Origin of the sequence: Sulfitobacter sp. 1A15299 (genome assembly GCF_043556915.1) — a bacterium.
Classification (GTDB): Bacteria; Pseudomonadota; Alphaproteobacteria; order Rhodobacterales; family Rhodobacteraceae; genus Sulfitobacter.
Genome location: NZ_JBIFFJ010000001.1, coordinates 359,096 through 378,646 on the forward strand (window position 1 = coordinate 359,096; position 19,551 = coordinate 378,646).

Consider the following 19,551-nt stretch of genomic DNA (forward strand, 5'->3'; position numbering starts at 1 on the left):
GGGGCGCGGTGATGGAGTTCGATCAATGAGTGACACCTCTCAAGAGCGCCAGACGCTTTCATTCGACAGCGATGCCGGCTCGAAACGGTCGAAGTTCATCGCCGGTGGGATTGCGCTGTTGATCGCTCTTTGGATGGGCAGCGGCTATATCATCCCCTCCGAAGAGACCGAGGAAGCCGCCGCACCGGCGCCCATTTCCCCCGAAGCGGTGACCGTGGCCGTGCGCGGCTCTCAGGCCGACAGCGTAACGCAGGTCTTTGTCGCCGAAGGACAAGCCCTGCCGGACCGAGACACCATGGTCCGCGCCGAAGCGGGCGGTGAGATCGCCGAGGTGCTTGTCGCCAAGGGCGATGTGGTCAAAGCGGGTGCGTTGATCGCGCGGCTCAGCACCACGGCGCGCGATTCCGATCTGGCCCGCGCGCGTGAAGAACTAAGCCGCGCGCAACGCGAATACGACAATGCCCAAGCCTTGCTGGACCGCGGCGTCTCGACCGTGGACCGTGTGAGCCAAGCGCGCGCGACCTTGGCCGCCGCTCAAGCCTCGGTCACCGCCGCCGAAGAGGCGCTGAACAACACCGAAATCCGCGCCCCCTTTCCGGGCCGGTTAGAGATGCTCGACATCTCGGCGGGTGAGTTCGTCTCCACCGGTGAGGAAATCGCGCGTCTGGTCGACAACACGCCGCTGACGATCCAAGTGCAGGTGCCCCAGCAGTCGCTCAAAGACATTAAAGAGGGCCAAACCGCCGAGGTCGTCTTCATCACCGGGGCAGAGGCGCAGGGCGAGGTGCAGTTCGTTTCAAGCAGTGCCAGCGCCGAAACCCGGACCTTTACCGCCGAAGTCAGGGTCGAGAACACCGATGGGGCGATCCCCGCGGGCATTTCGGCCCGCGTGCGCATCCCCACGGGCGAGACCCGCGCCCATTTCGTCTCTCCGGCGATCCTGTCCTTGGACACCAATGGCACCCTGGGCGTCAAAACGGTGAATGGCGACGACAAGGTCGTCTTCAACAAGATCGCCATCGTACGCGCCCAGACCGATGGCATCTGGATCGCGGGCCTGCCGGATGAGGCCCGGATCATCACCATTGGGCAGGGCTTCGTCAATGATGGCGAGAGGGTCAATCCGCAGCCCGAAACCGGTGGCGACAGTGAGAGCGAGGCGCAGCCCATGGCGGGTGTGCCCGAGATCGACGAATTGGAAGAGCAGCCAACGGGCGACGGCCAGATCACCGGCAGCGCCGAAGCCGCCCAGCCGGAGCAGGTGGAATGAACACGCTGATCGACGCCGCTTTCAGCCGCGCCCGCGTGGTGATCCTGAGTTTGGTGATGATTTTGGCGGTCGGGGCCTATGCCTATGTCGGCATCCCCAAGGAAAGCTCGCCCGAGATTCCGATCCCGACGCTCTATGTCTCGACCTCTCTTGAAGGCATCTCGCCCGAGGACAGCGAGCGGTTGCTCGTTGAGCCGCTCGAGACCGAACTCAGCGCCATCACCGGGTTGAAACAGATCACCTCGAACGGGGCCGAGGGCCATGCCTCGGTGCAATTGGAGTTCGAGCCGGGGTTCGATTCAGACGAGGCGCTCGACAAGGTGCGCGAAGGCGTGGACCGGGCCAAGTCGGACCTGCCCGAAGACGCCACCGATCCGGTCGTGACCGAGATCAACACGGCGCTCTTTCCGATCCTGACCGCGATCCTCTCGGGCCCGGTGCCGGAACGGACGCTGAATACCATTTCCGAAGAGTTGAAGGACGCGATCGAAGGGCTGTCCGGCGTGCTTGAGGTGGATGTCGGGGGGGAGCGGACCGAGCTTTTGGAAGTGCTGATCGACCCTACGGTCTTTGAGACCTACAACATCTCTTTCGAAGAGCTGATCAGCCAGATCAACCGGAACAACCGCCTGATCGCGGCGGGGGCGATTGAGAGCGGCGCGGGGCGGCTGGTGCTCAAGGTGCCGGGGCTGATCGAGAATGTCGAAGATGTCATGTCGTTGCCGATCAAAGTGCGCGGCGATACGGTGGTGACCTTTGCCGATGTCGCCACGATCCGCCGAACCTTCAAAGACCCAACCGGATTCGCCCGCATTGATGGCCAGCCCGCGCTGGCGCTTGAGATCAAGAAACGCTCGGGCGCGAATATCATCGAGACGGTCGCGGCGGTGCGCGAATTGATTGACGAGATGCGCGCGGAATGGCCCGACAGCATCACCGTCAAATACACCCAAGACGAATCCGAGCAGGTCCAAGACATGCTCAGCGATCTTGAGGCCAATGTCATCGCGGCGGTGATCCTTGTGATGATCGTGATCGTCTGGGCCTTGGGCGTCCGCTCGGCCCTGCTGGTGGGCTTGGCCATTCCGGGGGCGTTTTTGGCCGGGGTGACTGCGCTTTGGGTCATGGGCTATACGATGAACCTTGTGGTGCTGTTTTCGCTGATCCTCGTGGTGGGGATGCTGGTGGACGGGGCCATCGTGACCACCGAGCTGGCCGACCGGCGGCTGCAAGAGGGGCATACGCCCCGCGCCGCCTATGCCCATGCCGCCAAGCGCATGGCATGGCCGATCATTGCCTCGACAGCGACGACGCTCAGCGTGTTCTTCCCGCTGCTGTTCTGGACCGGCACGGTGGGGGAGTTCATGAAATTCCTGCCGATCACGGTGATCCTGACCCTGACTGCATCGCTTTTCATGGCGCTGGTCTTTATCCCCGTCGTCGGCGGAATCATCGGCAAGCGCCCGCCGCAATCGGCCAAGGACAAGGCCACGCTCCATGCCGCGGAACAGGGCGACCCGCGTGACCTGAAAGGCTTTACCGGCGGCTATGTCAAACTGCTGCAATTCGCCATCCTACGCCCGTGGATGACGCTGATCCTAGCCATCTCCCTGCTGATGGGCGGCTTTACGGCCTATGCGCAATTCGGCAACGGCATCACCTTTTTCCCTGATGTAGAGCCTGATTTTGCGCAGGTGCAGGTGCGCGCGCGGGACAATTTCTCGATCTACGAACAAGACGCGCTGGTGCGGCAGGTCGAGCAACGCCTCTTTGCCTATGACGAGATTGCCAGCGTCTATGCCCGCACCGGCAGCAGCAACCGCGACAGTGCCGATCTGATCGGCACCATTCAGGTTGAGTTCACCGAATGGGACGAACGCCGGACCGCCGCGAAAATTGGTGAAGAAATCCGGACCGAGATGGCGGCCATTCCGGGGATCGACGTGCAGGTGCAAACCGCCTCGAACGGCCCCTCGGCGGGCAAGCCCGTCAATCTGCGGATCGAGGCGCATGACCCGCAGGTGCAGCAGCAGGTGGTCGATCAGATCCGCGAGAAGATGGCCGATATCGGCGGCTTCACCGATGTGACCGACTCGCGCCCCCTGCCGGGGGTGGAATGGCGCATCGCCGTGAACCGGTCCGAGGCCGCGCGGTTTGGGGCCGATATCTCGACGCTGGGGCAGGCGGTGCAACTGCTGACGCGGGGCATCACCGTGGCGGATTACCGGCCTGACGATGCCGAGGGTTCCATCGACATCAACGTGCGCTTCCCCTCCGATGAGCGCACGCTGGAAGAGTTGCAGTCGCTGCGCGTGCCGACCTCGGCGGGGCTGGTCCCGATCTCTAATTTCGTGACCTTTGAGCCAAGCCCCCGGACCGGCACGATCACGCGGGTGGACCAAGAGCGGGTGGTCACGATCGAGGCCAATGTCGCGCCGGGCGTCTTGGTGAACGACCAGACCGTCGCCCTGCGCAGCGCGATCGACGCGATGGACCTGCCGCCGGGTGTCGAAGCCTCTTTCGCCGGGGAGGCGGAGGACCAGCAGGAATCGATGATCTTCCTCGCGGGCGCCTTCATCACCGCTATTTTCCTGATGTTCGTGATCCTCGTGATCCAGTTCAACAGCTTTTATCAAGCCTTCGTCGTCATGTCGGCCATCGTCTTTTCGATTGCCGGGGTGCTCTTTGGTCTGCTGATCACCGGACGGCCCTTCGGGGTGGTCATGGGCGGCATCGGGGTGATCGCGCTGGCGGGGATCGTGGTGAACAACAATATCGTTTTGATCGACACCTACAACGACCTCAAGAAAGCGGGGCTGTCGCCGCTGGAGGCCGCCTTGCGCACCGGGGCGCAGCGTTTGCGGCCCGTGGTGCTGACCTCGGTTACCACGGCGCTTGGCCTGATGCCCATGGTGATCGGCCTCAACATCAACTTCTTCACGCGTGAGATCGTCTATGGCGCGCCCTCCACCCAATGGTGGACCGAGCTGAGTTCGGCCATCGCGGGCGGTCTGGTGGTCGCCACCGTGCTGACGCTTGTGGTGACCCCGGCAATGTTGATGCTGGGAGAGAAGAAGGCGAAACGCGCTGAGCCGACCCCGCCGGAGCCGGAACCGGTCGCCGTCTAGCGCAGGGTCAAGCCGCTAAAGATCAGGCGGCCCACGATCAGGCGGCCTTATCGGCCTTGTCTTCGGTCAGGATGGTGTAAAGCGTGGCCGGGTCGGGGTTCGACCGTAGCTTGGTGCAGATGCTGGTGTCGCGCAGCGTACGGGCCACCAGCGCCAGCGCCTTGAGGTGCTCCACCCCCGCGTCTTCGGGGGCGAAGAGGGCAAAAGCCACGTCGACCGGTTGCCGGTCGACCGAGGAAAAATCAATCGGCTTGTCCAACAGCACGAAGGCACCGACGACCTTGTCGATCCCGTCCATCCGCGCGTGGGGCAGGGCAACACCATGGCCAACGCCGGTCGGCCCGAGGGTTTCGCGCGTCATCAACGCATCCACCACTTGGCCGGCCGGCAGCCCATAGGCTTGCTGGGCGAGTTCGCCGATATCCTGCATCAGACGCTTCTTGCTTGAAGCCGAAGTCAAAACCTTCACGGCCTCTGGCTTGAGGAGTTTGCCGAAATCCATTCCGCTCGCCCTGCTCTGTGGCGGAAGTTACCGCCGTGGGTTACGAAGGGTCGATCCAGCCGATGTTGCCGTCTTCGCGGCGGTACACGACATTCATCCCTTCCTGGCCTTCCTTGCGAAACAATAGCACCGGATCGCCCGACAATTCCATCTGCATCACCGCTTCGCCGACAGACAAAGTTGGCACCTTCGTCTGCATCTCTGCAATGATCATGGGTTGGAGGGTATCAGGTTCCTGCGCATCTGAATCGCTGTCTGACGCGAGGATATAGGAGGACGCCCCCAGAAGTTCAACCGGTTCGGCGCGTTCTTTGTGATGGTCCTTCAGGCGGCGCTTGTAGCGGCGCAGCTGTTTTTCCATCTTTTCGCAGCAGCTGTCGAAGGCGGCGTAGATCTCTGTCGCCTTGGCCTTGGCCGAGGCATTGAGGCCGGTGGAAAGATGCACGGTGGCCTCGCAGGCAAATTCGTGGCCCGTTTTGGAAAACACCACCATCGCGTCTGTCGGGCGTTCGGCATATTTGCTGACCGCCTCGTCCAGTTCGGTTCGGACATGCGTCCGAAGCGCGTCGCCAATGTCGATCTGTTTGCCACTGATCTGATACCGCATAACGTCTCCTTGTCTTTCTTGTTCCGAACATTGCCAAACGGTCCACATGCGTGGCGCGCGACAACTTTCAGATATGGAGGAATGGCGCTGCGACCAGGATGATTTTGACCGTTCCTTCGCGGGAAGGGCGATGCAGGATCAAACAGGAACGCGATGTCACCATAGCTCAATGAGGCCGCGTTTCGGTTTGAAAGTCAATGGCGCCGATGCGCGCGCCACCCTTTTATCGCTACAATCAGAGCGGTTTCCCGCATCATGCGGGCAAGGCTTCGCCGAGGTCTGGAAGACACGGAAAAACGCGCTAAGTCTTAGGAAATACGGAAGTTATCGCCAAGGTAGACGCGGCGCACATTCTCGTTTTGCACAACTTCTTCGGGCGTTCCGGACATCAGAACTTTGCCCTCATGCAGGATATAGGCGCGGTCCACGATCTCTAGGGTTTCGCGCACATTGTGATCGGTGATCAGCACCCCGATGCCGCGTTTCTTGAGGTCGGCAACCAATTGCCGAATGTCCCCGACCGAGATGGGATCGACCCCGGCAAAGGGTTCATCAAGCAGCAGATAGTTCGGGTTGGCGGCCAGACAGCGGGCGATTTCCACCCGGCGCCGTTCCCCACCCGATAGGGCCAGGGCAGGCGCGCGGCGCAGGTGTTCGATGGAAAATTCGGTCAGCAACTCTTCCAGCCGCTCGCGGCGCTGGTGGCGATGTTTGACCCGAATATCGAGGATTGCGCTGATGTTGTCTTGCACCGACAGCCCGCGAAAAATGCTCATCTCCTGCGGCAGATAGCCGATGCCAAGCTGGGCGCGGCGATACATGGGCAGGGTGGTCACGTCTTTGCCGTCCACGGTGACGCGCCCGCCTTCGGGCGTGACCAGACCGGCCACCGCGTAGAACGTCGTCGTCTTGCCTGAGCCGTTCGGTCCCAAAAGGGCCACGACCTCGCCCCGGTCGAGCTCCATCGAAAAGTCGCGGATCACAGCTTTCTTGCGGTAAGACTTGCGCAGGTGCTGAATGCGCAGGCCGGAATCGCCCCCGGCGACTTTCAGTTCAGGCGGCATCAGTTGTCGCTGCCGGGCTGCAAAATGGTCTTCACGCCGCCCGACATCTGTGCCGTGCCGCCGTTCAGGTTTACCGTCATCTCTTGCGCGCTCAGGGCACTGGGGCCCTGGGTCATCAGCACGTCGCCGCGCATCACCAAGGTGCCTGCGTCGATGTCGTAATCGGCGCGCTGCGATTCAGCGGCGTCCTCACCAGCGACCAAGACCACGCCGCCGGTCGCCTCCAGCTTGGCGATGCCCTGATCCGAGGCGCGATAGACGACCTCGACCTTCCCAGCGGAGAGGGTCATTTCGCCCTGAGAAATCAAAACATTGCCCGTGAAGACGGCGGTGCCGGTGGCATTGTCGACCGACAGGTTGTCGGCGGTCACTTCGACGGGTTGACTGGTGTCTTGCTCAAGCGCGCCGAAGGCGACGTTGGCAGATTGTGCAGAGACAGGGGCGGCCTGCAGCGCGAAAAACAGCGGCAGCATCAAAATAAACAAGTGTCTCAAGGCAGTTACTCTTTCGTTGCTTGCGGCGTGTATATCAGTTTCACACCCTTTGTGAAAAGCAATTGCGATCCGGCGCTGTTCTGCCGATTGGTGATGGCCATGCTTCCGGCGGTGATCTCGCCCGCGGGGCTGGTGGCTTGGACCGGGCCGGGCGATTGCAGGTCAAGCGTGGTGAGGTTCGAGATCATCCGCTCGGACAGGATTTCGTAGCCGGTTGAGGTGCTAACCCGCACATCGCCCGCCAGTTCCGCCGCCTCTGCGCCGGTGTCGAACCGCCCTCTGTCGGAGTGGAGCTTGATCTGGGCGCCGCCCTCCAAGTCTAGCGTGGCCTCGATCTCCTCGGCTTCATTGGTGCCGGTCTCCCCGCCGGGGGTGGTCAGCTTCTCGGCAGAGAATGAGATCAGATCGCCATCCGCGGTGGTGCCGGAATAGAAAGGTCCGGTGATCTGTTGGTCGCGCAGCCGTTCCTGAACCTCTTTGTCGGCGAAAGGGATCACGGCCTGCGGTTCAATCGCCCGCGACAGCAAGAACAGGGTCGATAGCAGCGCCAGCGCGATCAGCGGAAAGAGCACTTTCAGCCACGACACGACGCGAGAGTGGCGATCCCCCTTCATCCCGCGTCACCCAAGCCCGACGCGCAGGCAGTCGTGGATATGCAGCAGACCCACGGGCGATTTGCCGTCGTTCTGTGCGGGGTCGGTCACGATAAGGCAGGTGATCTTGCGGGTGTTCATCACGCCCACGGCCTTTTCGGCCAATTCGTCGGGGGTGATGGTCACGGGCGAGGGGGTCATGACGTCGCGGGCGGTCATGGTCATCAAGCCATCCAGATGCCGGGCGAGGTCACCCATGGTGATGATCCCGGCCAGCGCGCCTTGCGCGTCGGTGACGCACACCACGCCAAAGCCCTTGCGGCTGATTTCGCTCAGCGCCTCGGGCATAGGGGCGTCCACGGTGACCAGCGGCAGCTTGTCGCCCACATGCATGAGATCGGCCACGCGGCTTAGCCGCGCGCCCAGCTTGCCGCCGGGGTGGAAGTCACGGAAATGTTCGGCGGTGAAGGCGCGGTTCTCCATCAACGCCACGGCCACCGCATCGCCCATCGCCAGCGTCAGCGTGGTCGAGGTGGTGGGGACCACGCCGGTGCCGCAGGCCTCTGCCGCGCGGGGCAGTTCGAGCACCACATCGCTATGGCGGCCAAGGCTGCTTTCGGGGCGGCTGGTGATACCAATGAGCGGAATGGCATAGCGGCGCGAATAGGCGATGAGGTTGGCAAGTTCCGGCGCTTCGCCCGAGTTCGAAATCGCCAGCACCACATCGGCGGCGGTGATCATGCCCAGATCGCCGTGGCTCGCCTCTGCCGGGTGGACGAATTGCGCGGGCGTGCCGGTGGAGGCCAGCGTCGCCGCGATCTTGTTGCCGATATGGCCCGATTTGCCGATGCCGGTGACGATCACCCGGCCCTTGCAGGCGCGCATCAGGTCGACGGCGGCGCGAAAGCGGTCATCGAGGCTATCGGCCAGCAGGGTCAGCGCCTCGGCTTCGCAGCGGATCACGCGGCGGGCGGTGTCGAGGAAAGGTGTGTTCATGCGTGTGCGAAGATGTCCGTATCCGGCCATCCCTCCAGATCCAGCCGCGCGCGCATCGGCAGGAAATCGAAACAGGCCTGCGCCATGTCCATCCGGCCTTCGCGTATCAGGCGTTTGTTAAGTTCATCGCGCAGCCGGTGCAGGTAAAGCACATCGGAGGCGGCATAGTCGATCTGCGCTTGGGTCAGGTCTTCGGCTCCCCAATCGCTGGATTGCTGCTGTTTCGAAATATCGACGCTCAGAAGTTCTTGGCAAAGCTTGGCCAGCCCGTGCCGGTCGGTATAGGTACGCACCAGTCGGCTGGCGATCTTGGTGCAATAGACCGGCGTCGCGGTGGCGCCAAAGGTGTTGCGTATCGCGGCAATGTCGAAGCGGCCATAGTGGAACAGCTTCAGCACATGGGGGTTTTCCAGCAGCGCGCAGAGGTTCGGCGCCTCGGTCTGGCCCTTGGCCACCTGCACCAGATGCGCGTGACCATCGCCGCCCGAAAGCTGCACGACACAGAGCCGGTCGCGATGCGGATGTAGCCCCATGGTTTCGCAATCAATCGCGACCATCGGCCCAAGGTCGAGGTCATCCGGCAGGTCGTTCTGATAGAGGAAATTTGTCATGAGCACGTCTATATCCTGCTTGCCCGGCATGGGAAAGCAGCGCTTTGCGCCGCGTCAGACGGTGGCCAGATCCCGCAACGCGGGGCGCGGGTAGCGGCGCAGCAGGCGGTCGACCAACAGATGACACTGGTAGCCAGGCCATTCGGGGCGGATCAGCCCGCCGGGCAGGGTGGGATGCTTTAACACCAATCGCCGCCAATTGTGCACGATCAGGCAGCGCAAAACCGCAACGTCTAAGGGTATGAGTTGCTCCGGAGCGGGAAGTTCGGCATCTAAGGCGCTGAGCGCAACCAAGAGCGCGGCATAGTCGGGCTCGAGCGCGGCAGGTTCCACTGCGCGGCGCAGCCACTCGGGCGGGGGCGTGCCGGGCAGGGTAAGGCATCCCTTGGGGGCCGCGCTCTCGGCCCGTCCGACATAGGCGCGGGGCAGGGCGGCGATGAACCCCGCCTCTCGCAGGGCGCTGTCGGTCTCGGACCCGTTCTCCTCGGTCACGACCATCTGCCAAGGTTCCGACAGGTCCGGCGGCGCGGCGTAGATGCGCGGACTGGCAGCAGCGCTTTCCGCGCGGCCTTGGGCGGTCAGGCTGTGCTGGCTGATCCGCCCCACCTTTTGCGACTGTAGCCACCCGTCATTGCGCAGCCGATGCAGCGCCACGCGGCTTGCCTCGGGCCGCACGTCGAGCGCGGCCATGATCTGCGACAGCACCGGCCCGTCGATCGCATCACCCTGTCCCTGCGCCAGATCGCCGAAGAGGCTCACCATCAGCGACCAGACCCGCTGACCGCCAAGGCCCGCGAGTGCGGCGACGACCGCCGGTGTGTGCTCAGACGGCATTCATCGTCAGCAGGTCGTATTCCGCAACCGCCTCCTCGCGCTGGTTGGTCAAGGTTACATGCCAGCGCACCTCGCCGTATTCCTCGTTGCGCGGGGTCTTGTGCTTGACCGAGAGCCGCACCTTGATTCTGTCCCCGCCCGAGACCGGTTCGAGAAAGCGCAGGTTGTCGAGGCCGGTGTTGGCCAGCACCGGGCCGGGGTCGGGCTGCACGAAGAGGCCGGCGGCGAAGCTCAGCAGCAGGTAGCCATGCGCCACGCGCCCCGGGAAGAAAGGGTTTGCCTTGGCGGCCGCGTCATCCATGTGGGCATAGAAGGTGTCGCCGGTGAAATGGGCGAAGGTCTCGATATCCTCCAGCGTCACCTCACGCGCGGGCGAATGGAAGGTCTCGCCCAGATCGAGCTCGGTGAAGCGGCGGGTGAAAGGATGGGCGCGGTCGGTGATTTCCTCGGCCCCCGGCACCCATTGCTTGCCGATGGCGGTGAGAATGTCGGGGCTGCCCTGCACGGCGGTGCGCTGCATGTAATGCATCACGCCGCGCACGCCGCCCAACTCCTCGCCGCCGCCCGCTCGGCCCGGCCCGCCATGCACCATATGCGGCAGCGGAGAGCCGTGGCCCGTGGCCTCAGCCATTGATTTGCGGTTGTTAAAGTAAAGCCGTCCGTGGAAGGCCGCGGAACCCATGGTCAACTCGCGCGCGACCTCGCCGTCATTGGTGATGATCGACGCCACCAGCGAGCCTTGGCCGCGGTTCAGAAGCTGGCTCGCGTGGTCGAGATCGCGGTAGGGCATGAGGGTGGAGACGGGGCCGAAAGCCTCGGTGTCATGCACCCGCTCGGCGGCGTCGGGGTCGGCGCAGTGGAACAGCATCGGCGGCAGGAAGGCGCCCTTGTCGCGGTCGGCACCCTTCACGGTGAAGTTGTCGGGGTCGCCGAAGACGCGCTCCGCCTCGGCGCTCAGCAGCCCGACCTTTTCCAGCACATCGCGTTTCTGGCTGCCCGAGACCAGTGCGCCCATGCGCGTGTCCTCGGCGCGGGGGTCGCCGATGGTGGTCTTGGCGAGGCGCTCGGAGAGCGCCGCGATCACCGCGTCGACCTGCGCCTGCGGCACCATGATGCGGCGGATGGCGGTGCATTTCTGCCCCGCCTTGGCGGTCATCTCGCGCTGCACTTCCTTGACGAAAAGGTCGAACTCCGGCGTGCCCGGCACGGCATCGGGGCCGAGGACCGAGGCGTTGAGACTGTCCTGCTCGGAGGTGAAGCGGACGGAGTTTTCCATGAGCTTCGGATTGCCACGCAGCTTCAGCGCGGTGTCGGCAGAGCCGGTGAACGCCACCGCATCCTGACAGCCGAGCAGGTCGAGCATGTCGCCCAAGCCCCCGCTCACGAATTGCAGCGCGCCCTTGGGCAGCAGCCCGCTGTCGAGCATCAGCCGTACGCAGTGCTCAGTGACGTAGCAGGTGGCGGTGGCCGGTTTCACGATCGCGGGGACGCCCGCAAGCAGGGTGGGGGCGAGCTTCTCCAGCATGCCCCAGACCGGGAAGTTGAAAGCGTTGATATGCACCGCGACGCCCTGCAGCGGGGTGCAGATGTGCCGCCCCATGAACTGCCCCTCGCGGCCCAGTTGCTCGGGCGGACCGTCGAGATAGACATGCGCATCCGGCATCTCGCGCCGGCCCTTGGAGGCGAAGACCAGCATCGTGCCGATCCCGCCGTCGACGTCGATCTTGTGGTCCGAGAGCGTGGCGCCGGTGTCATAGCTCAGGTCGTAGAGCGCCTGTTTGTTCTCCATCAGGTGCAGCGCCAGCGCCTTGAGCATACGTGCGCGGTCGTGGAAGGTCATGGCGCGCAGGGCAGGGCCGCCATGCTCGCGGGCAAAGCCCAGCATCGCGCCGGCGTCCAGCGCGTCGTTGCCGGCCTGCGCGATCACCTCGCCGGTGATGGCGCTGGCGATGTTGCGGGCGCCGGCCCCGGGGGCCAGCCATTCGCCGGCGGCGTAACTGTGAATATCGCGCATGTCGGCTCCTTCAGTGGGTGTCGTAGTCGATGACGAGCGTGTCGCTCAGCGGGTAGGACTGGCAGGTCAGCACGTAGCCGCGTTCGACCTCGTAATCCTCCAGCGCGTGGTTCGAGATCATCTCGACCTCGCCCTCCAGCACCTTGCCCATGCAGGTCGAACAGACCCCGGCCTTGCAGGAGAACGGCGCCTCCTGACCGTTTTCCAGCGCCGCTTCGAGCACAGACTGGCCCTTCTGCATGGAAAAGCTGCGCCGCGCGCCGTCGATGATGACGGTGATCTCGGTGCCCTTTTGGCCCTCGCTGCGCTTGGCCATTTCCTGTTTCGCCAGACGCCCCTGCTGGCTTTCGCTGAAGAGTTCGAATTTGATCTGATCCTCGCCCAGACCGTTGGTCTTCAACGCCTCGGCAATCGCCAGCATCATCGGCTCCGGCCCACAGATGAAGGCGGTGTCGATGGTGTCGATCTGAATCCAGTGCTTGAACAGCGCGTCGCATTTCGCCTGATCGACGCGGCCTTCGAAAAGCTCCATGTCCTGCCCGGATTCGAGGATATGGATCACCGTCAGGCGGCCCATGTAGCGGTTCTTAAGGTCTTCGAGTTCCTCACGGAACATGATCGTGTTTACCGCGCGGTTGGCATAGACCAGCGTGAAGGTCGACTGCGGCTCGCGTTTCAGCACGGTCTTCAGGATCGACAGCACCGGGGTGATGCCCGACCCGCCCGCGAAGCCGAGATAGTTCTTGGCCACCTCCGGCTCGAGCGGGGTGAAGAACTTGCCCTGCGGCGGCATGGCGTGCAGCACGTCGCCGACCTTGAGTTCGGTATTGGCATAGGTCGAGAAGGCCCCGCCATCGACGCGCTTGATCCCGACCTTCAGCTCGCCATCGTCCAAGCCTGCGCAGATCGAGTAGTTGCGCCGCAACTCGGTGCCGTCGAAGTCCTGCTTGAAGGTCAGGTACTGGCCCTGGGTGAAGGCGAAGGCCTCGGGGTTTTCCGGCTTCAGCGTCAGCACCACCGCGTCGCGGATGGTGTGGTGAATGTCGGTAACGGTGAGAGGGTGGAACTGGCTCATCGGGGCCTCAAATACATTTGAAATAGTCAAAGGGTTCAAGGCAGTCTTGGCACCGCCATTGCGCCTTGCAGGGGGTCGAGCCGAACTGGCTGATCCGCTCCACCGCTTTCGATTTGCAGTGTGGGCAATGCTGCGGCCCGCCGGCGGGGCGCGGTGGCGCAATGCCGTAGGCTTCGAGCTTGGCGCGGCCGGTGTCACTCATCCAGTCGGTGGTCCAGGGCGGGGAGAGCTGGCGTTTCAGCTCCAGCTTCTCGATCCCGTGGCCGTGCAGCGCCGTCTCGATATCGAGGTTGATGATGCTGGTGGCGGGGCAGCCCGAATAGGTCGGCGTGATGGTAACAACCAGCGTATCGCCGTCCCATGCCACATCGCGGATGATGCCAAGATCGGTGAGCGAAATCGCCGGAATCTCCGGGTCCGGGATCGCCGAGAGCCACGCCCAGACCGTCTCCAACGTGGGCTTCTCAGCCCGCGCAGCACCGCGCGGGGCGGCATCGCGCACCACCCCCGGCACCGGCGCGGGGGCGGGCCGGCTGTGGGGCGTGGGTTTCACCATGTGGCGTCCGGGTAGGCGCGTTGCAGCCACTGCATCTGGGTCAGCATATGGCCCAGATGCTCGCTGTGCCGCGTGCCGGTCTTCCCGCCCCTATGGGCAAAGTCATCCTCGGGCCTCGTTAGGGTCGCCGCCGCCAGAGTGTCGCCGACCAGTTGGTCATAGCTCTTACGCATGCCCGCCGGATCGGGGGCGATACCGGCCTCAACCATAGCGGCGTCAACATCATCGCCGATGAACATCTCGCCCACATAGGGCCAAAGCAGGTCAAGCGCTGCCTGCATCCGGCGGTGGCTTTCCTCGGTCCCATCGCCAAGGCCGATCACCGTGTCGGAGGAGCGTTCGAGGTGATAGGTCACCTCTTTCGCGGATTTCTCGGCGATGGCGGCGATCTGCTTGTCGCTGGAATCGATCAGCGCGGTGAGCTGCGCCAGATGCCATGCGTCGAACAGAAACTGCCGCATCATGGTCTGGCCGAAATCGCCGTTGGGCTGCTCCACCAGCAGGACATTGCGGAAATCCCAGACATCGCGGTGAAAGGCGAGTGCGTCGGCATCACGTCCCGCGCCCTCAACCTCACCCGCCAGACCCAGCCACAACTGGGTCTGACCGATCAGGTCGAGCGCCACGTTGGCCAGCGCGATGTCCTCTTCCAGCACCGGCGCCACGCCGCACCATTCCGAGACGCGGTGGCCCAGCACCAGCGCGTTGTCGCCCATGCGACAGAGGAATTCGAACTTGGGGTCGGTGCCGCTCACATCGCCCCCACTTCGTCGGGAATGTCGTAGAAGGTGGGGTGGCGGTAAACCTTGTCGTTGGCAGGCTCATAAAGCGCGCCTTTTTCTTCGGGGGAGGAGGCGGCGATGGCGCTGGCCTCGACCACCCAGATGCTCACGCCCTCGTTGCGGCGGGTATAGACGTCGCGGGCGTTCTTGATCGCCATCTCCGCGTCGGCGGCATGCAGGCTGCCGACATGGCGGTGGCTCAGCCCGTGCTGGCCGCGGATGAAGATCTCCCACAGGGGCCATTCGGTGGGCCGTGCCTTGCCATGGGGGGCGGCTTCGGTGCCTTTGTATTCGCTGGATTCAGGGCTGCTCATGTCGCTTACTCCGCTGCCATTTGTCTGCTGCGCTTTTTCTCGGCGTGGGCCAGAAGCCCCTCGCGCACCCAGCGGCCTTCGTCCCAAGCCTTGTTGCGCGCCGCCAGCCGTTCGGTGTTGCAGGGGCCATTGCCCTTGAGCACCTGAAAGAACTCTTCCCAATCCGGCTCGGCGAAGTCGTAGTGGCCGGTCTCTTCGTTGAACTTCAGCGTCTCGTCGGGGATCGTCAGACCGAGGTATTCGGCCTGCGGCACGGTCTCATCGACGAACTTCTGGCGCAGCTCATCATTGGTGTTCATCTTGATCTTCCAAGCCATCGACTGCGCGGAATGGACCGAGTCCTTGTCCGAGGGGCCGAACATCATCAGCGCCGGGAACCAGAAGCGGTTGAGCGCATCCTGGGCCATCTTGCGCTGGGCGGGCGTGCCCTTGGCCATCTTCATCATGATGTCGAAGCCCTGCCGCTGGTGGAAGCTTTCCTCCTTGCAAATCCGCACCATGGCGCGGGCGTAGGGCCCGTAGGAAGTGCGCTGCAACGGCACCTGATTCATGATCGCGGCCCCGTCGACAAGCCAGCCCACGGCGCCCATGTCGGCCCAAGTCAGGGTCGGGTAGTTGAAGATCGAGGAATATTTCATTTTGCCCGACAGCAGGTCGCGGGTCATTTGGTCGCGGGTCACGCCGAGCGTCTCGGCGGCGCAGTAGAGGTAGAGGCCGTGGCCCGCCTCGTCCTGCACCTTGGCCAAAAGGATCGCCTTGCGCTCCAGCGTCGGGGCGCGGGTGATCCAATTGCCCTCGGGCAACTGGCCCACGATCTCGGAATGTGCATGCTGTCCGATCTGGCGGATCAGGTTCTTGCGGTAGCCGTCGGGCATCCAGTCCTTGGGCTCAATCTTGCCGCCCGCGTCGATGCGCTCCTGAAAGGCGCGCTCTTCGGGGTCCATCTCGTCGAGGGATTTGACGCCCTTGCCGGTGGATTTGATCATCTGTGCATACATCGGTCCGTTCCTTTCTAGGAAAGAAGTGTCAGCCTGCGTTTTCGAGGATCAGGGCGACACCCTGACCCACGCCCACACACATGGTACATAGCGCATATTTGCCGCCCGTCCGCTTGAGCTGCAGCGCCGCCGTCATCACCAGACGCGCGCCGGACATGCCAAGGGGGTGACCGATGGCGATGGCACCGCCGTTGGCATTCACATGGGGCGCGTCGTCCGGCACGCCAAGGGCGCGCAGCGTGGCGAGGCCCTGGCTCGCGAAGGCTTCGTTGAGCTCGATCACGTCCATCTGCTCGATCGTGAGACCCGCGCGGTCCAGCACCTTGCGCACCGCCGGAATCGGGCCGATGCCCATGACGCGGGGCTCGACGCCCGCCGCCGACATGGCCACGACGCGCGCGATTGGGGTGAGGCCATGGTCCTTCACGCCTGCCTCGGATGCCAGCAGCATCGCCGCGGCACCGTCGTTCACGCCCGAGGCATTGCCTGCCGTCACAGTCAGATCGGCGCCGTTGATGCCGCGCAGCTTGCCCAGTTTCTCCAGCGTGGTGCCGGGGCGGGGGTGTTCGTCGCGGTCGACGACCACGTCATCACCTTTGCGCTGCGGGATGGTGACGGGGGCGATCTCCTCGGCGAAGATGCCCTTTTCGGCGGCGGTGGCATAGCGTTCCTGGCTGCGCGCGGCGAAGGCGTCTTGGTCCTCGCGCGACACATCGTAATCGGCGGCGACGTTGTCGGCGGTTTCGGGCATGGAATCGACGCCGAACTGCGCCTTCATCTTTGGGTTCACGAAGCGCCAGCCGATTGTGGTGTCATAGACGGCGTTGTTGCGCGCAAAAGCGGTTTCGGCCTTTGGCATCACGAAGGGTGCGCGCGACATGCTCTCGATCCCGCCGGCGATGGCGAGGTCCATATCTCCGGCGCGGATCGCCCGGGCGGCGGCACCGACGGCGTCCATACCGCTGGCGCAGAGACGGTTGATCGTGGCGCCCGGCACCTTGACCGGCAGACCCGCCAGCAGGGCGGCCATGCGTGCCACGTTGCGGTTGTCTTCGCCAGCCTGGTTGGCGCAGCCCATGATCACGTCATCCACGCGTGCCCAGTCCACCGAGGGATTCCGCTCCATCAACGCCTTCAGCGGCACGGCGGCCAGATCGTCGGCCCGGACCGAAGAGAGGGCGCCGCCGTAACGGCCGATGGGGGTGCGCTGCGCGTCGCAGATGAAAGCCTGCATGGGGGTCTCCTGTTGTTGCACCGCAATCTACACCTCGGGGCGATTCGTTTCAATCGGAATGTTACGGAATAAATATAGGTTGCGAATTTTGGTAACACTTCATCGCCCTGTCACCAAAGCTTTGCCAAAGAGTCACGCAGCTGTCGGGCATCTGTCACGCGTCGGGGGTTCTGTGCCGCCATCGCCACCCCCAGAGGAAGCTCACGATGACCAAACTGATCCGCCCGACCCGCCGCGCTGTGCTGGCGGGCTCCACCGCCTTTGCCGCAAGCCTCGCCATGCCCAGCCTCAGCCGTGCGGCCGCGCGCCCGGTGTTTACCCATGGGGTGCAGTCGGGCGATGTCGACACCCAGTCCGGCATGATCTGGACCCGCACCGACCGCCCGGCGCGGGTGCAGGTCGAAATCTCTACCACCGAAAGCTTTGCCAATGCGCGCCAGCTTGCGCCGATGAACGCACTGCCGAACCACGATTTGGCGGTGAAACGTCTGGTCGAGGGGCTGCCCTCGGATCAGGACATCTTCTACCGCTTCACCGCTGCGGACCTGAGTGACATCAACGCCACCTCCGAGCCGATCGTCGGGCGCTTCCGTACCGCGCCCACCGCGCGCCGCGACCTGCGCTTTGCTTGGTCCGGTGACACCGCCGGGCAGGGCTGGGGCATCGACGAGGAGGGCATGCGCACCTATGCGACCATGGCCAAACACCGCCCCGACTTCTTCCTGCATTCCGGAGACACCATCTATGCCGATGGCCCGCTTGAGGATGAGGTGCAGCTTGATGATGGCACGATGTGGAAGAACACAACCATCATCGACGAGAAGCGCAAGGTGGCCGAGACGCTGGACGAATACCGCGGCCAGTGGAAATACAACCTGATGGACGCCCATGTGCGCGAGATGAACGCCCATGTGCCGACCTTCATGCAGTGGGACGACCATGAGGTCGTGAACAACTGGTCCTCGTCGCGCAGCCTGATGGAAGACGACCGCTATAGTGAGAAGTCGATCCATGTCCTTGCCGCGCGCGCTTCGCAGGCCTTCCATGAGATGACCCCGCTGCGCATCACCCCCGGCGAGCCGGGCCGGGTCTACCGCAAGATCAACTACGGTCCGATGCTGGATGTCTTCTTCCTCGACCTTCGCAGCTACCGGGGGCCGAACAGCGAGAACATGCAGACCGAGATGTCGGAGGCCACCGATATCCTCGGGGCCGAGCAGATGGCATGGCTCAAGCGCGAGTTGACCAATTCGGCGGCCACATGGAAGGTCATCGCCTGCGACATGCCCATCGGTCTGGTCGTCGGCGGCGGGGCCGAAGCGGTTGCCAATGGCGACAATGGCGCCGCCAAGGGCCGCGAGCAGGAGATCGCGGGGCTGCTGCGTTTCATCAAGACCGCGCAGGTCGACAACGTGGTCTGGTTCACGGCGGATGTGCATTACACTGCCGCGCATTACTACAACCCCGACAAGGCGCAGTTTCAGGACTTTGACCCGTTTTGGGAGTTTGTCTCGGGCCCGCTGCACGCGGGCACCTTTGGCCCGAACGAGTTGGACGGCACCTTTGGCCCCGAGTTGAAATACGTCAAAGCGCCCGAAGACGGTCAGGTGAACCTGCCGCCCTCCGCCGGTCTGCAATTCTTTGGCTTGGTCGATATCGACGCCAAGACCCAGCAGATGAAAGTGCGCCTGATGGACCGCGCCGATACCGAGCTTTACTCGGTGACGCTCGACCCAAAGGGGGCGGCGATCTAAGCGCCCTCTGGAAGGCACAGTGAGAGGATCGCCCGGATGCGGGCGATCCTTTTCGTTTCAGTAGTCGACGCCGCGCTGTGCTTTGATGCCTGCTTTGAACGGGTGTTTAACCTCGGACATTTCGGTCACCAGATCGGCATAGTCGCAAAGCTCGGGCCGTGCGTCGCGGCCTGTGAGCACGACGGCGGTGCGCTTGTCGCGGGCGTCGAGCCCGGCGATCACGTCTTCGATCTTGAGGTATTCATAGCGGATGGCGATGTTGATCTCATCCATCACCACAAGGTCATAGTCCCCGCTTTCCATCATCTCGCGCGCCTTGCCGAAGGCGGCCTCGGCGGCGGCGATGTCGCGGTTGCGGTCTTGGGTGTCCCAGGTGAAGCCTTCGCCCATCGTGTGCCATGTCACCTCGTCCAGCCGTTCAAAGAACAACCGTTCGCCGGTTTTCCATTTGCCCTTGATGAACTGCACCACACCGACGCGCTGTTTCCAGCCAAGCGCGCGCACCACGACGCCGAAGGCGGAAGAGGATTTGCCCTTGCCCGGGCCGGTATGGACCAGCACCAGACCCTTGTCCGGGTCTTGCAACTCGGCCACCTTGGCGCGCTGTTCGGCCTGACGCTGCTGCATCTTCTCCTTGTGGTCTTTCGGATCCGCGTCGCTCATCGGTCATCTCCTCTATCCGGTTTCGGGGCACCATAGGGAGAGGCCGGGCCGGGCGAAAGCCC

19 protein-coding genes are annotated in these 19,551 nt (G+C 63.7%); 3 read left to right on the top strand and 16 right to left on the bottom strand.

From position 1 onward, the window contains the following. Nucleotides 1–25: 25 nt before the first annotated feature. Both ACGYK7_RS01685 and ACGYK7_RS01690 read left to right on the top strand, forming a co-directional pair. Nucleotides 26–1,270, top strand: a complete 1,245-nt coding sequence (locus tag ACGYK7_RS01685) for an efflux RND transporter periplasmic adaptor subunit (RefSeq protein ID WP_394398408.1) — start codon at nt 26–28, stop codon at nt 1,268–1,270. Then, nucleotides 1,267–4,398 carry an efflux RND transporter permease subunit gene (locus tag ACGYK7_RS01690; RefSeq protein WP_394398410.1) on the top strand — a complete coding sequence of 1,044 codons (3,132 nt, stop codon included), beginning with the start codon at nt 1,267–1,269 and terminating at the stop codon, nt 4,396–4,398. The genes ACGYK7_RS01685 and ACGYK7_RS01690 overlap by 4 nt, the downstream gene beginning before the upstream one ends. 37 nt (nt 4,399–4,435) lie before the next feature. Here the strand turns inward: ACGYK7_RS01690 and ACGYK7_RS01695 are convergent, their stop codons facing one another. The 15 genes from ACGYK7_RS01695 to pcaF form a co-directional block, all read right to left on the bottom strand. Then, a complete protein-coding gene (locus ACGYK7_RS01695; RefSeq protein ID WP_067630567.1) occupies nt 4,436–4,900 on the bottom strand; it encodes a PTS sugar transporter subunit IIA in 465 nt (154 codons plus the stop codon). Between the two features lie 40 nt (nt 4,901–4,940). Further along, nucleotides 4,941–5,507, bottom strand: a complete 567-nt coding sequence (gene hpf, locus ACGYK7_RS01700) for a ribosome hibernation-promoting factor, HPF/YfiA family (protein WP_067267651.1) — start codon at nt 5,505–5,507, stop codon at nt 4,941–4,943. 308 nt (nt 5,508–5,815) lie between these two features. Then, nucleotides 5,816–6,574 carry an LPS export ABC transporter ATP-binding protein gene (gene lptB, locus ACGYK7_RS01705; RefSeq protein WP_394398914.1) on the bottom strand — a complete coding sequence of 253 codons (759 nt, stop codon included), beginning with the start codon at nt 6,572–6,574 and terminating at the stop codon, nt 5,816–5,818. Further along, entirely contained in the window at nt 6,571–7,044 is a 474-nt protein-coding gene (lptA, locus tag ACGYK7_RS01710) for a lipopolysaccharide transport periplasmic protein LptA (RefSeq protein WP_394398916.1), read from the bottom strand. The genes lptB and lptA overlap by 4 nt, the downstream gene beginning before the upstream one ends. A 26-nt stretch (nt 7,045–7,070) precedes the next feature. Next, nucleotides 7,071–7,679, bottom strand: coding sequence for an LPS export ABC transporter periplasmic protein LptC (gene lptC, locus ACGYK7_RS01715; RefSeq protein WP_067267645.1), 609 nt, complete (start codon nt 7,677–7,679; stop codon nt 7,071–7,073). 6 nt (nt 7,680–7,685) lie between these two features. After that, entirely contained in the window at nt 7,686–8,654 is a 969-nt protein-coding gene (locus ACGYK7_RS01720; protein WP_394398412.1) for an SIS domain-containing protein, read from the bottom strand. Further along, a complete protein-coding gene (locus tag ACGYK7_RS01725; protein WP_394398414.1) occupies nt 8,651–9,265 on the bottom strand; it encodes a ribonuclease D in 615 nt (204 codons plus the stop codon). Before ACGYK7_RS01725 ends, ACGYK7_RS01720 begins: the two co-directional genes overlap by 4 nt. A gap of 54 nt (nt 9,266–9,319) precedes the next feature. Beyond that, nucleotides 9,320–10,099, bottom strand: coding sequence for a PaaX family transcriptional regulator C-terminal domain-containing protein (locus ACGYK7_RS01730; protein ID WP_394398416.1), 780 nt, complete (start codon nt 10,097–10,099; stop codon nt 9,320–9,322). Then, a complete protein-coding gene (gene paaZ / locus ACGYK7_RS01735; protein WP_394398418.1) occupies nt 10,089–12,113 on the bottom strand; it encodes a phenylacetic acid degradation bifunctional protein PaaZ in 2,025 nt (674 codons plus the stop codon). The genes ACGYK7_RS01730 and paaZ overlap by 11 nt, the downstream gene beginning before the upstream one ends. Nucleotides 12,114–12,123: 10 nt before the next feature. After that, nucleotides 12,124–13,188 (bottom strand): 2Fe-2S iron-sulfur cluster-binding protein, encoded by a 1,065-nt coding sequence (locus ACGYK7_RS01740; RefSeq protein ID WP_394398420.1) that lies wholly within the window; start codon nt 13,186–13,188, stop codon nt 12,124–12,126. Between the two features lie 7 nt (nt 13,189–13,195). Then, on the bottom strand, nt 13,196–13,744 hold the full coding sequence (gene paaD / locus ACGYK7_RS01745; RefSeq protein ID WP_394398422.1) for a 1,2-phenylacetyl-CoA epoxidase subunit PaaD: 549 nt from the start codon (nt 13,742–13,744) through the stop codon (nt 13,196–13,198). Then, complete coding sequence (paaC, locus tag ACGYK7_RS01750) at nt 13,738–14,460, bottom strand: 1,2-phenylacetyl-CoA epoxidase subunit PaaC (RefSeq protein WP_394398918.1); 723 nt, start codon at nt 14,458–14,460, stop codon at nt 13,738–13,740. The genes paaD and paaC overlap by 7 nt, the downstream gene beginning before the upstream one ends. Before the next feature lie 35 nt (nt 14,461–14,495). After that, complete coding sequence (gene paaB / locus ACGYK7_RS01755; protein WP_394398424.1) at nt 14,496–14,840, bottom strand: 1,2-phenylacetyl-CoA epoxidase subunit PaaB; 345 nt, start codon at nt 14,838–14,840, stop codon at nt 14,496–14,498. Between the two features lie 5 nt (nt 14,841–14,845). Further along, the gene (gene paaA / locus ACGYK7_RS01760) at nt 14,846–15,838 is read right to left on the bottom strand and encodes a 1,2-phenylacetyl-CoA epoxidase subunit PaaA (protein ID WP_394398426.1); all 993 of its coding nucleotides are present in this window, start codon (nt 15,836–15,838) and stop codon (nt 14,846–14,848) included. A gap of 28 nt (nt 15,839–15,866) precedes the next feature. After that, a complete protein-coding gene (pcaF, locus tag ACGYK7_RS01765) occupies nt 15,867–17,072 on the bottom strand; it encodes a 3-oxoadipyl-CoA thiolase (protein WP_394398428.1) in 1,206 nt (401 codons plus the stop codon). A 206-nt stretch (nt 17,073–17,278) separates the two neighbouring features. On the opposite strand from pcaF, the gene ACGYK7_RS01770 reads away from it, so the two are divergent. Next, nucleotides 17,279–18,826: an alkaline phosphatase D family protein gene (locus tag ACGYK7_RS01770; RefSeq protein WP_394398430.1), complete on the top strand. Its 1,548-nt coding sequence runs from the start codon at nt 17,279–17,281 to the stop codon at nt 18,824–18,826. Nucleotides 18,827–18,883: 57 nt separating this feature from the next. Here ACGYK7_RS01770 and cobO read toward each other — a convergent pair whose 3' ends face one another. After that, complete coding sequence (gene cobO, locus ACGYK7_RS01775; protein WP_067265789.1) at nt 18,884–19,489, bottom strand: cob(I)yrinic acid a,c-diamide adenosyltransferase; 606 nt, start codon at nt 19,487–19,489, stop codon at nt 18,884–18,886. Nucleotides 19,490–19,551 lie beyond the last annotated feature (62 nt).

Excerpts from the sequence above, each read along its gene's own strand:
- ACGYK7_RS01685 (WP_394398408.1), top strand. The coding sequence starts at position 26 with ATGAGTGACACCTCTCAAGAGCGCCAGACGCTTTCATTCGACAGCGAT.
- ACGYK7_RS01690 (WP_394398410.1), top strand. The coding sequence starts at position 1,267 with ATGAACACGCTGATCGACGCCGCTTTCAGCCGCGCCCGCGTGGTGATC.
- ACGYK7_RS01695 (WP_067630567.1), bottom strand. The coding sequence starts at position 4,900 with ATGGATTTCGGCAAACTCCTCAAGCCAGAGGCCGTGAAGGTTTTGACT.
- hpf (WP_067267651.1), bottom strand. The coding sequence starts at position 5,507 with ATGCGGTATCAGATCAGTGGCAAACAGATCGACATTGGCGACGCGCTT.
- lptA (WP_394398916.1), bottom strand. The coding sequence starts at position 7,044 with ATGCTGCCGCTGTTTTTCGCGCTGCAGGCCGCCCCTGTCTCTGCACAA.
- lptC (WP_067267645.1), bottom strand. The coding sequence starts at position 7,679 with ATGAAGGGGGATCGCCACTCTCGCGTCGTGTCGTGGCTGAAAGTGCTC.
- ACGYK7_RS01720 (WP_394398412.1), bottom strand. The coding sequence starts at position 8,654 with ATGAACACACCTTTCCTCGACACCGCCCGCCGCGTGATCCGCTGCGAA.
- ACGYK7_RS01725 (WP_394398414.1), bottom strand. The coding sequence starts at position 9,265 with ATGACAAATTTCCTCTATCAGAACGACCTGCCGGATGACCTCGACCTT.
- ACGYK7_RS01730 (WP_394398416.1), bottom strand. The coding sequence starts at position 10,099 with ATGCCGTCTGAGCACACACCGGCGGTCGTCGCCGCACTCGCGGGCCTT.
- paaZ (WP_394398418.1), bottom strand. The coding sequence starts at position 12,113 with ATGCGCGATATTCACAGTTACGCCGCCGGCGAATGGCTGGCCCCCGGG.
- ACGYK7_RS01740 (WP_394398420.1), bottom strand. The coding sequence starts at position 13,188 with ATGAGCCAGTTCCACCCTCTCACCGTTACCGACATTCACCACACCATC.
- paaD (WP_394398422.1), bottom strand. The coding sequence starts at position 13,744 with ATGGTGAAACCCACGCCCCACAGCCGGCCCGCCCCCGCGCCGGTGCCG.
- paaC (WP_394398918.1), bottom strand. The coding sequence starts at position 14,460 with ATGGGCGACAACGCGCTGGTGCTGGGCCACCGCGTCTCGGAATGGTGC.
- paaB (WP_394398424.1), bottom strand. The coding sequence starts at position 14,840 with ATGAGCAGCCCTGAATCCAGCGAATACAAAGGCACCGAAGCCGCCCCC.
- paaA (WP_394398426.1), bottom strand. The coding sequence starts at position 15,838 with ATGTATGCACAGATGATCAAATCCACCGGCAAGGGCGTCAAATCCCTC.
- pcaF (WP_394398428.1), bottom strand. The coding sequence starts at position 17,072 with ATGCAGGCTTTCATCTGCGACGCGCAGCGCACCCCCATCGGCCGTTAC.
- ACGYK7_RS01770 (WP_394398430.1), top strand. The coding sequence starts at position 17,279 with ATGACCAAACTGATCCGCCCGACCCGCCGCGCTGTGCTGGCGGGCTCC.
- cobO (WP_067265789.1), bottom strand. The coding sequence starts at position 19,489 with ATGAGCGACGCGGATCCGAAAGACCACAAGGAGAAGATGCAGCAGCGT.